This is a genomic window from Bacillus cereus group sp. BfR-BA-01383 (assembly GCF_022663495.1).
Lineage (GTDB): Bacteria > Bacillota > Bacilli > Bacillales > Bacillaceae_G > Bacillus_A > Bacillus_A cereus_AU.
In genome coordinates this window covers 75,262-88,264 of sequence record NZ_JAKUFP010000003.1, presented here as the reverse complement: position 1 = coordinate 88,264, position 13,003 = coordinate 75,262, and the positions used below count along the sequence as shown (strand labels likewise).

Sequence of the window (13,003 nt, the reverse complement as noted above, 5' to 3'; positions counted from 1 at the left end):
GTTTGCTACTATAATTGTATTATAGGACACGAAAAAAGACAAACTGAGTTGTTTGTCTTTTCTATACTTCTACTTCATTATATCAACCTTTTGAAAAATTCGTTTGCACCTCTCGAATCGGCCAATATCGTAAATCAACTTTACCGACAACTGTATCAGCTTTTACAAAACCAAAGTGCCTACTATCCCAGCTGCCAAGGCGGTTATCACCTATTACAAAGATATATCCAGGTGGCACCGACTTTTCTTTCGTTAACTCTTCTAGTTTAAAGTCACCTGTTAATTGTCTTCCGTTTATCTCTTTCTTATACGCCTCTAAATAAGGTTCATCTACGAATTGTCCATTTATATAAAGCTTATCATGCTTATATTCAATATGATCCCCAGGTAAACCGATAATCCGTTTTACATAGTCCTCTTTTTTATTCGCATGAAACACAACAACATCGAACCTGTTCAAGTCCCCTACTTGATAACTCACCTTATTTACAACAAGCATATTGCCATCTTGTAATGTAGGCATCATTGATTTCCCCTCTACAACATACGTTGAAAAGAAAAACGTTCGAAAAAATACAGCTAATAGTACACCAATTAAGATTGTTCGTATCCACTCTATGCCTTCTTTTTTCAAAGTTTTCTTCATCCGCTTCTCCCCTTATCCTTTAATAATGAAGCCTGCACTTATAAAGAAGACTATTTTTAATGTAGTTCTAACTTTACTTCGATTTTTTTACCGACATACCATAAAACAAAAATACCAATCGCTACAATTACTGATTTCACCGGATTATGAATAAATGACATTAAATCATGGCCGATATACGTTAAAATAAAAATCATCACAAGCTTGCCAAATGCTAATGCTAATCCAAACTGTTTTACGCTAATACGAGATAAACCAGCTACAACGTTTATAAGCGCAGATGGTGTGAATGGAAAACAAAATATGACAAAAATTGGTGCGAATCCCTTTCTTTCAATCCATCCCATTGCCTTTCGCACTCTCTCATGTTTATTTACAAAAGAAAAGAAACGACTTCGTCCAAAGCTGCGAATGATGAAAAATACGAGTAACGCACCTATTACTGATCCAAGCCACGAATAAATAAATCCATACCAAAAGCCAAATGCAACAGCATTCGCCAACACAAACACAATAAGTGGCAACGCTGGAATGAGCGCCTCTATCATCGGTAAACCAATACCAAGAAGTGGTCCGAACGCCTTATAACTTTCAACAATATGATCCATATTTTCTGGTGAAAAATACTCTTTGATTGACTGAAAATCCATTCTACACTTTACCCCTTTACTCTAATTACTACCTCTACTTTATCATTGCTTAAATAAAAGAGGAAATGGTAGATACGACATATGGAGACGTAATTATTAAATTTCCATATCTTTCATTAGAATCCCTTCATTATTTAGCTATGATAATCTATCAATATTTGACAAGATGTTACATATTAATAACACTCTATCCAATAGATTTCCCTTTATACTCCCGAAAACTAGTGAATTACCAAAAATATTTAAATGAGATAAAAAAGCTGTCCTAAAATGTCGCTTAAAGCAACATTTTAGAGACAGCTTTTCTTATATTACACGTCTCCTTCCTTAACAAAATACACTTTCTCATAAGCTGGTCTTAAGGTTAATTCCTCTTTTTTATCAATCTCTTTAAAACAAGGATTTCCTTGTTTTTTCCTACGATCTTCATACTCTGTTCGTAATTTCGCTGTACGGTTTTGCTGATTTTCAAAACTAGTTTTTGATATTTCTAATTTCACAGCAAAGCCATTTATAAATCTAATAATAAGATTTCCATCTTTTAATTCTTTATTACTTTCAATATAAAAATGAGATAACCACGCGCACTCTTTTCTAGAGTACGAATAGGTAGGGAAAAAATAAAGTTGATCTGTCGGACTAATCGCAATCGGCGCTTTATGTGTAATATGGGTTAACTCTTTCGTTCCTTCTTTTCTACCTAAGAAGCTAGAACCATGTTTGCGGCAACTTCTTTCTATAATATCTAAAGGCTTTTGAAATACGAAGAAAGAATCATCCATTTCAACAACTCGCGTAACAGTTTTCTTTTCACTTAGAATAACAGGAAGTAAGGCCATCGTATTTTTATTTACAACATAATTTTCGACATAGCGTTCCACTTTACTTTCCATATTCCTCTATCTCCTTTATCTTTTTATTTATATTAGCAGCTGCATATATAATTTTAGCACTTACAAAAAGGAAATACTTTACCGATTCCGCTTTTTTACAATCTTTTATCATTTATCAAGTATCCTTAAAATTACAAAAGATTAATATACAAATAATCACATTAAAACCTATGCAAAAAACATTTATATTAGCTACAAATAATTATAATCACTTCCCCTTTTCACAGCATTACATCAATCAACTTTGCTATAATTAAAATACAAATCCAATATATGGAGGTTCCTTATGGAAGAAAAAGAGATTCAACCAACCATTCAAATGAAAGATAGCAGCATTGTGATCGTAAAAGTAAAAAACTCAGCTAGTATTATATTCGGTTTATTTTTCATTTTATTACTATTCGTCAAGCCTTTTCGTAATTCGAAATGTCCAGAATGTAAGAAACGTGAGAAGAAAAAAGCGGAAAAAGAACAATAAAAGGCCTTCCTTTGTGGAATGCCTTTCACTCTTCTTCATCCCCAAAAAAGCCGCATACTTTTTCTTCTTCATATTCATATTTTCTTCCGAGGTTTTCTGTATCTCTTTCGATTTGTAATAAGATTATATATCGTTCCTCATCCAAAACATGAGAATGCGATTTCTTCAAATCGATTAACGTCACTTTATCATATTCATACGTTTTCGCGTACGCTTTTATCTCTTCAATCGTATGTTTCAAGTTCTCTTCGTTACCTCGATACACGTCAAGTATAACTTCATTTGTATATTTTTCAATCATACACATTCTCTTCCTTTCTTTCCTAATCCCCCTGTCCTTATCACTAGTAGAATAACAATGCTCGTATATCTAGACAACAAAAAAAGGATGGCAGCAGCCATCCTTTTTTCCATCATCAACTATAAATTATAGTTTGATTACGTTTTTAGCTTGAGGTCCACGGTTACCGTCTTCGATTTCGAAGCTAACTTTTTGACCTTCTTCTAGAGATTTGAAACCTTCAGTTTCGATTGCAGAGAAATGTACGAATACATCGTTTTCGCCTGGAACTTCGATGAAACCGAAGCCTTTTTCGTTGTTAAACCATTTTACTTGTCCTGTTACTGCCATGATTATTTCCTCCTAAGAAAATACAATTTATTTTAGTCTTCCTGTATAAACAAAGAATCCACACATTATCAAATACGAAACATCAACTAGTTCTCACATACTTTTTCTCGTTCGTTTTCAGCACTTGATAACATATGGATTGCTTAATTTAACTATTCAACTGACATCATCATAGCATATTTAAAATGAAATGTACAATCTTTTTTGAAAATAACTGACAAATTAAGTCGAGTATACGATCGCAAATATATTATATTAACATATAAAAATTTCAACATTACATGAACAAACACATCACTTGAATACGATTACATTTATTTTTGATAAATGTTAAAATATAATCTCACATTGATTTCGATGTTGCTGCTCCTGGTCCAAGACTTTGGGATATAGCTTATACGCTTTATACTTGTGTGCCTTTAAGTAGAGTGTATTATACAGAATCAGGTGAGGCCGTTCATTATGACTCGTCGCAACATGCCGGCCGTATGAAAGAAAGAGTGAGATTGTTTGCTCAGTCCTACGGTAAAAGTATGGACGAGGATTACTTAGGAATGGTATTACTTCGCTTAGAAGGGTTATGTACATATATGAAGAGAAAAGCCAAAGAAGGCGATGGGAATTTCCAAAGAATGATAGATGAAGGCCATCTGGATCATTACGAAAAAGATATGAAGTTTATTCGTGAACATGGTAAAGAGTGGATTTAATATTATTGCTGTTTTTTTCGATAAATCGATATATCTTTTCGAATCGTTGATATAAATTCGTTTACTACCGGCACTATCCAAAAAAACAAAAAGGTGATCACGATTAAGTGATCACCTTCCTTTTACTTCGTAAACTGCTCTTCTTCCGTAGATCCTTTTAAAGCTGTCGTTGATGAAGTACCGCCTGTAATAACTTGTGCTACTTCATCAAAGTAACCTGTTCCTACTTCGCGTTGATGACGTGTTGCAGAGTAACCATGTTTTTCGGCTGCGAATTCAACTTGTTGTAGTTCAGAGTACGCTGCCATGCCGCGCTCTTTATAGTCGCGTGCTAGTTCAAACATACCGTAGTTTAATGAGTGGAATCCAGCAAGTGTTACGAACTGGAATTTGTAACCGTAAGATGCGATTTCTTTTTGGAACGTCGCAATCGTTTTTTCATCTAGTTTTTGTTTCCAGTTAAATGAAGGTGAACAGTTGTAAGCTAGTAATTTCCCTGGATATTTTTTATGAATTGCATCCGCAAATCGTTTTGCATCTTCTAAGCTTGGTTCAGATGTTTCACACCAAACTAGGTCTGCATACGGTGCATACGCTAAACCGCGCGCAATTGCTTGATCAAGACCTGCTTTCGTACGATAAAATCCTTCTGGTGTTCTTTCTCCTGTAATAAACGCTTTATCAACAGGATCAATATCGCTCGTAATTAAATCTGCTGCATCTGCATCTGTTCTTGCAACAATAATTGTCGGCACTCCCATTACGTCCGCAGCAAGGCGTGCAGAAATTAAATTACGTACCGCTGTTTGCGTTGGTAGTAATACTTTTCCGCCCAGATGACCACATTTTTTCTCTGAAGATAATTGATCTTCAAAGTGTACACCTGATGCCCCCGCTTCAATCATGCCTTTCATAAGTTCGAATACGTTTAATTGTCCGCCAAACCCCGCTTCTGCATCTGCTACAATCGGTACGAAATAATCTGTATCACCGCTTCCTTCCATATGCTGAATTTGGTCAGCACGTTGAAGTGTTTGGTTAATTCGTTTTACTACAGCTGGTACGCTGTTTGCTGGATATAAACTTTGATCTGGATACATATGTCCAGAAAGATTTGCATCAGCTGCTACTTGCCAACCACTTAAATAAATTGCTTTTAACCCAGCTTTTACTTGCTGCATCGCTTGGTTTCCTGTTAATGCGCCAAGTGCGTTTATATAATCTTCCGTATGAAGCGATTTCCAAAGCTTCTCTGCACCGCGGCGTGCTAATGTATGTTCAATATCAATCGATCCGCGCAAACGAATTACATCTTCTGCTGAATATGGACGTGTGATCCCTTTCCAGCGCTTATCTAATTCCCAGCTCTCTTGTAATTTCTCGATTCTTTCGTTTTTCATATGTTCCATCCCCTTTTCACTTTATAAAATTTCATAACCCGGTAATGTTAAAAACGGTACAAAATCATCATTCTGAACGAGATTTGTAAACAACACTGTCGCTTCTTGGAATCTCCCTTTCTGAAACGCTTCCTTACCAATCTCTCTTTCTATTTTTGTTAATTCTTCTTCTTTTAATTCTTCCATTAATTCAAATGTAATATTGCGGCCATCCTGTAATTTTCCGCCTTCATGACGAATCCATTGCCACACTTGTGCCCTTGAAATTTCCGCTGTTGCCGCATCTTCCATTAAGTTATAAATTGGTGCTGCTCCCCGTCCGCTTAACCAAGATGCAATATATTGAATACCTACGCTAATATTAGTGCGAAGACCCTCTTCTGTAATCGTTCCCACCGGTACTTTTAGTAAATCTTTTTCTGTTACACATATTTCTTCACGTTTTCTAAAAATTTGATTCGGTGTTTTCATAATGTGATTAAATACTTCCATCGCGACCGGTACAAGTCCCGGGTGGGCAACCCAAGTCCCATCATGACCGTCTAAAGCTTCGCGCTCCTTATCAGCACGCACTTTTTCAAAAGCAGCTTCATTTGCTTCCGGATTATTTTTAATCGGAATTTGCGCTGCCATCCCTCCAATTGCCGGTGCATTACGGCGGTGACACGTTTGAATTACTTTCAAAGAATACGCGCGCATAAACGGCGCCGTCATCGTGACTTGCGCTCTATCTGGTAGTAAAAATTCATTATGATTACGGAAGCTCTTTAAAAAACTAAATATATAATCCCATCTTCCGCAGTTTAAACCCGCAGAATGATCTCTTAGTTCATACAAAATTTCATCCATTTCAAATGAAGCGTGAATCGTTTCTATTAACACAGTCGCTTTAATCGTTCCGTTCGGAATACCGATATACTTTTGAGCGAATACGAAAACGTCATTCCATAATCTTGCTTCTAAGTAACTTTCCATTTTCGGTAAGTAAAAGTACGGGCCACTTCCTTTTGCTAAAAGAGCTTTCGCATTATGGAAAAAATACAAGCCGAAATCTACTAAACTGCCAGATATGTTCTTCCCATCAACTTGCATGTGTTTTTCTTCTAAATGCCATCCTCTTGGACGTACGATAAGTACTGCTGTTTTATCATTTAATCTATATTCTTTTCCTTTATCATTTTCATATGAGATCGTTCCCATTACTGCATCTCGTAAGTTCATTTGACCTTCCACCGCATTTTCCCAAGTTGGTGCATTCGAATCTTCAAAATCCGCCATAAAAAGATGCGCTCCTGAATTTAAAGCGTTAATGACCATTTTTCTATCTACCGGTCCAGTAATCTCTACGCGGCGATCCTCTAAATCTTTTGGCAACTTGGCGATTGTCCAATCGCCTTCACGAATGTGCTTTGTTTCTTCTAAAAACTTCGGAAACTTCCCTGCATCAATTCTCTTTTGTTTCTCCACACGTTTTTGTAAAAGTTCTATGCGGCGCTCATTAAAATTTTCATGCAGTTCCTTTAAAAAACTAAGCGCCTCAGGTGTCAATATTTCGTTATACGCTGGTAACATTTCTCCGGCCAATGTAACCCGTGAAGTTTGCGTCGACATATTAGCATCCCCTTCTTAAACTGTTTTATAACAGATTTGATTTTATGTTTTATATTATATAACAAATCTTCAGAAAAGGAAGTTTTTTTTGAAAATTCATTTCATTTTTTTCAAAACGCCATGATTTCACGCTTTATTCCATACAAAAAAGGCCACTGTTATACAACAATGACCTTTTTTATATTATGTTTAAATTCTACTTTAATTCGTTGAACTTTATTACTGCTCTTGTTCCATATCATGCAACATTGCTTTATATAAAAACTGTGCGTATTGTTCTCTTGTTACTTTCATGGACGGACCAAATTTATTTTCTCCGATTCCCGCTGTAATACCATTTGTTTGTATCGCACTAATTGCATTTGTTGCCCATGAATTTGCTGAAACATCATTAAACGTATGAGATCCCTTTGCCTGTAAGTCAAAAGCATTCGTAAGAACTTGCGCCATTTCTGCACGCGTTAACGTCGCCTTCGGCCTAAAGTTTCCATGCTCGTCTCCCATGAAAATTCCAATTTCCGTTAAAGCTAATATTTCCTCGATAAAACCTGTTGAGTTTTCATCGATATCCCCATATGGGTTTTCATACTCATCTTGTTCTTCCATATCAAACACACGGTAAATTAAAGCTGCAACTTGCTCACGTGTTACATCATCCCCAAAACCGAATATCCCATCTCCATATCCAAAAATAATTTCGTTTGCCGCTAAATCATGAATTGCCTCATATGACCAATGTCCTTCTGGTACATCTTTAAATACAATCGTATTTGTATTTTGCAACTGCGTACTTTCCGCTTTTACATTGTTACTCTCTGCTGAGAATAACACCCCACCCATAATTGTTAATGCTGTAGCTGTTTTTAATAATTTTTTGCTCATTAAATTATCTCCCCAATATGTACATGTTTTTTTAAAAATATACATAATAAACGGTATAGTAACAATATATTTTTCGACGAATTTCGTGACATTTTTGTGAATCATATTACACATCATTTCTTTTTTACGAGGTTGATTATCAAGCTTGTGTACAGCAATAAACATACAAATTAGTGGATAATAATTCTTTTTTGAACAAACAAAAAAAGCACAAATATTTCTATTTGCGCTTTCTATTTCACTCTATTTCCAATCCTCTTTCAAATGATAATTAATAATTGCATTATTTATAAACTGTGCATATTGTGCTCTCGGTACAAAGGCATTTAATTCATACATACCTTTTCCAGTTCCTGTAACAACCTGATTAGATTGCAGTGCACTAATTGCATTTTCTGCCCAATGTCCTTTTGGTACATCTTTAAATGTATGCTTTTGTTTTGCCTCGAAAGTATATGCCTTTTGAAGTACTACTGCCATTTCAGCTCGAGAAATTGGTGCTTTCGGTCTAAAGTTCCCGTTTGCATCACCTTTAAAAACACCACGTTTTGTTAATGCTAAAATTTCCTTTTGGAAATTAGTAGAACTTTCAGAAATATCTTTGTATGGATTCGCTACTGCTCCTTCTTCTTTCATTTCAAGTGTTTTATAAATAACCCCAGCTACTTGTTCACGTGTTGTAAGATCTCCAACACCATACTTTCCATTTCCATACCCAACTATAATTTTATTATAAGCTAAATCTAAAATAGCATCATATGCCCAAAATCCGTACGGAACATCATCAAATACAATCATTTCTGGGTACTCTTCCGCTTTTACAGGCGCCACATGCGTTCCTGCAAATATACCTCCTGCCATTGTCGCAATCATCATTACACCCAATATTTTTTTCTTCATTGTCCTCTCTCCCTATTTCTATTTTATATTAAATAGAAAAATAATTGATAATACGAAGCTGAACTTCATTGTTTCAGGAGTACTTATTTGTTGGTGAATGTAAGATAAAATGCCAATCTTCTAGAAGAAACATTTTGACTACCTTTCTGCTTTATACCTCCTTCTTTCTTTTTCAAAAGGAAGTTGTCACATCTTAGGTGTTATATAATAAAATATTCTACAATTTCTTTGTGAACTCCTTTGCATTTTTAAATTTCACTTTATTGCCACAAAAAGACGCAAATAATATATACTTTCGTTTTTTTCAATTCTATATGAATCAAAGATATCCTCTACACTCATTCTCTAAATTTAAGAAGTAGCACTTTCCTTCACCGATAATTCCTTCTCTGTTCCCTTACGAAAAGTAAGTGCCATTCCTGCAAAGATAAGCACAATCCCTACCATTTGCATGCTAGTCGGTCTAAATCCAGTAAAGACTGTATCTAAAAGTATCGCAACAGCAGGATCCAAAAATACGAGTACAGAAATCAGTCTCGTCGGTAAGTCTCTTAAACTGTCAAAAAATAAATAATATACAAACCCAGTATGTATAAGTCCTGTCGCTGTGATCATCATCCAGTTCATCTCTGTTAACCCTTGAAACTTGCCAAAATCTACGAATGGCAATAATAAAAATATCCCTAAAAACGTTTGTAAAAATGTCATCGCATATGCGCTCGTATGCTGGATTCCTTTCCCTAGTAAAGTCGTAAAAGCATAGAATAACGCCGCAAGTAGTGCCCATACCATTCCAGATGACATGAGTTTCTCAAGCGACACACTTCCATCTACCCCTGCTACTAAAACTGTACCAATGAAACAAATGACAATCGACATAACCGCAAATGCCGTTAACTTCTCTTTAAATACAATACTCCCAATCATTAATACGATAATTGGAGCGAGGTGGTAGACAGAAATCGCAATTGTAATTGACATAACTTCAAACGCTTTAAATAAAAATACCCAGTTAAAAACGAGAAATACACCGCACGCTAATATTTGCACGATTTCTTTTTCATTCCATTTTTCGTTTTTATATTGTCCTGTTACGAACCAACATAATGTTAAAAATAAAGTCGCACAAATACAACGAACGAATACTAATTCAAACGATGGTAAACCCGTTTGGACAGAAAAAAATCCAATCGATCCGAAAATAGACATCGAAAGAATCATTTTAATAGCCGGCATTGATTTTGAATGAAACAAAATATTAACCTCCTAAATATTTCACTGAATATTCTACAAATTATACACTATAATTTCCCAAAACTCGAATACTCCACAATAAAAAGAAGCAGTACACTACTGCTTCTTCTCTTTTTCGTATTGTTCAAACGTATGAATTCTTTCAAAGATTGGTGGGTGCGTGTATAAGAAAAATTTCACTAACGCAGGTGGATTCACTTGACTTAAACTCGTTTTTGATAAATATTGAAAAGTTTTCACACCGGATTTCCCATCTTTCGTCATATTTAAAGCGTATTGATCTGCCGCTCGTTCTTCTATACGCGAAACATAGTTTGTTGCTGGTTGTGATGCAAAGGATAATACAGAGGAAATTAAGAAAAATAAAGGTAATATCGAGAAACATGCCACTTTTGAAATTTGCAGCGTATCCCCCCATTTTCGAATACACATATTCAAAATACGACTAATTAAATACATACCTATAAACGATATTAAAATATAACTCGCAACGCCCCAATATATATGTTTCATAACATAATGTCCCATTTCATGAGCCATTATAAACAAAATCTCTTTATCTTTTAATTGCTTAAGTGTTGTATCCCACATTACAATACGCGAGTTAAGGCCTATCCCTGTTACATATGCATTTAACGCATTCGTTTTTTCCGACATATTTACTTCATATACATGTTTAGCAGGAATATCAGCTTTATCTGCCATCGCTAAAATTTTCGTTTCTAACTCTTTATTTTTCAGTGTCGAGAAGTCATTATAAAGCGGATCAATAATAACAGGCTGTATGAATGTTAAAAAGATTGTAAACGGAACGGAGAGTGCCCATCCCGCCAACCACCATCTCTTTGGAAATTTACGAATAAGCCATAAAAGAACAGTAACTACGATTAACATAGTCGCATAACTCTCCCAAAAACCGATAACATGATCTTTTATCCAGCTTTGTGTACTTTGCGTTGAAATGCCGTAATCAACGGACACTTTACGGCTGATCCATTGCATCGGCAGGACAAGAGCTGTTGTAAGTAGTGATAAATAAAAGAAATAAATCGCAACTTGTAAGACACTTATTTTAGTCGTTTCCTTCGACCATTTCTCAAACTTTCTTGAAATACCGAGCACGAGTACAAATAATAAAATAATCCATTCAAGAGGCGTCGCTAAAAAGTACAGTAAGTTTTTCACACGCGAATAATCTTGGCTTAGCGCAAGCTCCCTCGCATTCATAAAAGTTTCTGGATCTGAACTTGTTCCTTTATACATGTCCGGAATGAGTTCATGATTCCATCCAAATAAATACCAATATATAAGTAACGCAAATCCAACGTACAAAAAAAGTGACCACCCAATAACTTTCCTCACGCTATTCCCTCCTCTATGCTGCCTGTCTATTATTATTGTAAGTTCGTACATGCTAAATTAGAACAAGCCATTCATGAGAATTGTTCGATACCCTTCTATGTACATGAAAAAACTCTTCTACATAAAGAAGAGTTTTACCTATTTTTAGACACTTTCTTCGGTTCATAGTTCGGGATAAGAAAAGCACTTACAAACCAACACATTAAACCGGCGCCTTTTACATAGCGTATATATTCATAGTCTTGAAAAAATAACGTCGTTACAATAATCGTAATAAATCCGGCTAAAACTAGTACGTACCCTATGTGCTTTTTAGATAACATAAAGAGCCTCCTTAAGGTAGTACATCCATTAACAAACTAAAATCTTGTAAAGAAAAAGAACTATATTTCATAATACCTTGTACAGCTAAAAGTAAAATAAGACCGATCACACACATATAGTTAATACTTTCTTCACTCTTTTTCTCAGTAACCATTCCGCCACTTATACATAAAATCCCTAATAAATGGAGCGCTAAATACATGAAAAAGTAAGCTTCCTCCCAGCGAAGAATAACATTTACTGTCGTTATTAGCACTATACTAAGTAAAATCAAATAAAAAAACTTATTTGATGATATTGTTTCATTCATATAATTTTATACATTCCTTTCAAATGTCTTCTTCATTTCATTTATCCCCCACTACATCTGAAAAGCTCTTTGCCTGCTCTGCATATATAACTGGCACTTCTTTACTCCAATATTTGCGGTTAACAAATAAAAAGATGAGTACTAGGTTTAATCCTATTATAAAAATCATAAGTCCTGGGAAGAATGTCGTATAGTTTGAGAAATCTGCAAAACTCATGATTTTTTCTCTACTAACTAGAAAAGACACACCGATTACAAATGCATTGTTTAGCATATGGATCGCAATTGGCATGAGCAAGCTTTTCGCACGAATATATACGATTGATAATACGATGCTAAATAAGGCAGCACCGAGGAAATCAACGTGTAACATTGCAAATAAAAGTGCTACTACAATCATCGCTATACTCGTTCCCCATTTTGCAGCAAAGCGCTGCAGTAAAAATCCGCGAAAAACAAATTCCCCAATAATTGGTGCGATAAATACAACCATAATAAATTGATATACATATCCCCCTGTACTATCTACAATCGGTTCATGCAAAGCATTCATAATAAAATCTGGTGTAATCCATGCAAAGCTGTACATGTACAAAATAAGATAACCGTAACTGAACATGCATAATATAATCGTAATGTAAAAAACTTGTACCAGGTTAAATGTTTCATTTTTATTAATAAAAAACGAAAATGAAACACGGTGTTTTCTATATTCATAAAAAATCCATATAATCGGAAGGATATAGAATATAAGAATATTTATAAAAGAAGAATTTTGTATATGAAATGTACTTTCTATCAATTCATTACTGCCTCTTGCTACTAAAGTTAATAGTGCAAATACAATTAAAAAATATCTAGCTCGCATCATTTGAAACGGATTCACACTCATCTCCTCCCCTATGTTACTTTTATCATATCATTTGATTCTTAATTTTTTGTGAAAGAAAAC

At 35.0% G+C, this 13,003-nt stretch carries 15 protein-coding genes and 1 pseudogene; 2 read left to right on the top strand and 14 right to left on the bottom strand.

The annotated features are described in order from the left end of the window. Positions 1 to 82: 82 nt before the first annotated feature. The 3 genes from lepB to MR065_RS04325 all read right to left on the bottom strand — a co-directional run bounded on the left by lepB (position 83) and on the right by MR065_RS04325 (position 2,189). Positions 83 to 646, bottom strand: a complete 564-nt coding sequence (gene lepB / locus MR065_RS04335; protein ID WP_097903933.1) for a signal peptidase I — start codon at positions 644 to 646, stop codon at positions 83 to 85. 56 nt (positions 647 to 702) lie between these two features. Then, positions 703 to 1,296, bottom strand: coding sequence for a TVP38/TMEM64 family protein (locus MR065_RS04330; protein ID WP_097903932.1), 594 nt, complete (start codon positions 1,294 to 1,296; stop codon positions 703 to 705). A 311-nt stretch (positions 1,297 to 1,607) separates the two neighbouring features. After that, positions 1,608 to 2,189: a competence protein ComK gene (locus tag MR065_RS04325; RefSeq protein WP_098990164.1), complete on the bottom strand. Its 582-nt coding sequence runs from the start codon at positions 2,187 to 2,189 to the stop codon at positions 1,608 to 1,610. Positions 2,190 to 2,475: 286 nt separating this feature from the next. On the opposite strand from MR065_RS04325, the gene MR065_RS04320 reads away from it, so the two are divergent. Beyond that, entirely contained in the window at positions 2,476 to 2,667 is a 192-nt protein-coding gene (locus MR065_RS04320) for a hypothetical protein (protein ID WP_242212636.1), read from the top strand. 25 nt (positions 2,668 to 2,692) lie between these two features. Here the strand turns inward: MR065_RS04320 and MR065_RS04315 are convergent, their stop codons facing one another. Both MR065_RS04315 and cspA read right to left on the bottom strand, forming a co-directional pair. Further along, positions 2,693 to 2,968, bottom strand: a complete 276-nt coding sequence (locus MR065_RS04315) for a hypothetical protein (RefSeq protein WP_242212635.1) — start codon at positions 2,966 to 2,968, stop codon at positions 2,693 to 2,695. A gap of 126 nt (positions 2,969 to 3,094) precedes the next feature. Continuing rightward, entirely contained in the window at positions 3,095 to 3,298 is a 204-nt protein-coding gene (cspA, locus tag MR065_RS04310) for an RNA chaperone/antiterminator CspA (protein WP_000301521.1), read from the bottom strand. Between the two features lie 347 nt (positions 3,299 to 3,645). On the opposite strand from cspA, the pseudogene MR065_RS04305 reads away from it, so the two are divergent. Further along, positions 3,646 to 4,008 (top strand): annotated as a pseudogene (locus MR065_RS04305) (aminoglycoside phosphotransferase); the annotation flags it as partial. Between the two features lie 122 nt (positions 4,009 to 4,130). On the opposite strand, the gene aceA reads toward MR065_RS04305, so the two are convergent. The 9 genes from aceA to MR065_RS04260 all read right to left on the bottom strand — a co-directional run bounded on the left by aceA (position 4,131) and on the right by MR065_RS04260 (position 12,937). Beyond that, the gene (aceA, locus tag MR065_RS04300; protein WP_242212634.1) at positions 4,131 to 5,408 is read right to left on the bottom strand and encodes an isocitrate lyase; all 1,278 of its coding nucleotides are present in this window, start codon (positions 5,406 to 5,408) and stop codon (positions 4,131 to 4,133) included. 21 nt (positions 5,409 to 5,429) lie between these two features. Continuing rightward, on the bottom strand, positions 5,430 to 7,019 hold the full coding sequence (gene aceB, locus MR065_RS04295; RefSeq protein ID WP_242212633.1) for a malate synthase A: 1,590 nt from the start codon (positions 7,017 to 7,019) through the stop codon (positions 5,430 to 5,432). A 219-nt stretch (positions 7,020 to 7,238) separates the two neighbouring features. Beyond that, positions 7,239 to 8,006 (bottom strand): S-layer homology domain-containing protein, encoded by a 768-nt coding sequence (locus MR065_RS04290; RefSeq protein WP_242212632.1) that lies wholly within the window; start codon positions 8,004 to 8,006, stop codon positions 7,239 to 7,241. A gap of 138 nt (positions 8,007 to 8,144) precedes the next feature. Then, positions 8,145 to 8,801, bottom strand: coding sequence for an S-layer homology domain-containing protein (locus MR065_RS04285; protein ID WP_242212631.1), 657 nt, complete (start codon positions 8,799 to 8,801; stop codon positions 8,145 to 8,147). A gap of 351 nt (positions 8,802 to 9,152) precedes the next feature. Further along, positions 9,153 to 10,055 (bottom strand): DMT family transporter, encoded by a 903-nt coding sequence (locus MR065_RS04280; protein ID WP_242212630.1) that lies wholly within the window; start codon positions 10,053 to 10,055, stop codon positions 9,153 to 9,155. A gap of 96 nt (positions 10,056 to 10,151) precedes the next feature. Further along, a complete protein-coding gene (locus MR065_RS04275) occupies positions 10,152 to 11,417 on the bottom strand; it encodes a M48 family metallopeptidase (RefSeq protein ID WP_242212629.1) in 1,266 nt (421 codons plus the stop codon). A 134-nt stretch (positions 11,418 to 11,551) separates the two neighbouring features. Next, a complete protein-coding gene (locus MR065_RS04270) occupies positions 11,552 to 11,740 on the bottom strand; it encodes a hypothetical protein (RefSeq protein WP_242212628.1) in 189 nt (62 codons plus the stop codon). Between the two features lie 11 nt (positions 11,741 to 11,751). Next, a complete protein-coding gene (locus MR065_RS04265) occupies positions 11,752 to 12,051 on the bottom strand; it encodes a DUF2101 family protein (RefSeq protein WP_097903920.1) in 300 nt (99 codons plus the stop codon). A 37-nt stretch (positions 12,052 to 12,088) separates the two neighbouring features. Next, positions 12,089 to 12,937 carry a CPBP family intramembrane glutamic endopeptidase gene (locus tag MR065_RS04260; RefSeq protein ID WP_242212627.1) on the bottom strand — a complete coding sequence of 283 codons (849 nt, stop codon included), beginning with the start codon at positions 12,935 to 12,937 and terminating at the stop codon, positions 12,089 to 12,091. Between the last annotated feature and the right edge of the window lie 66 nt (positions 12,938 to 13,003).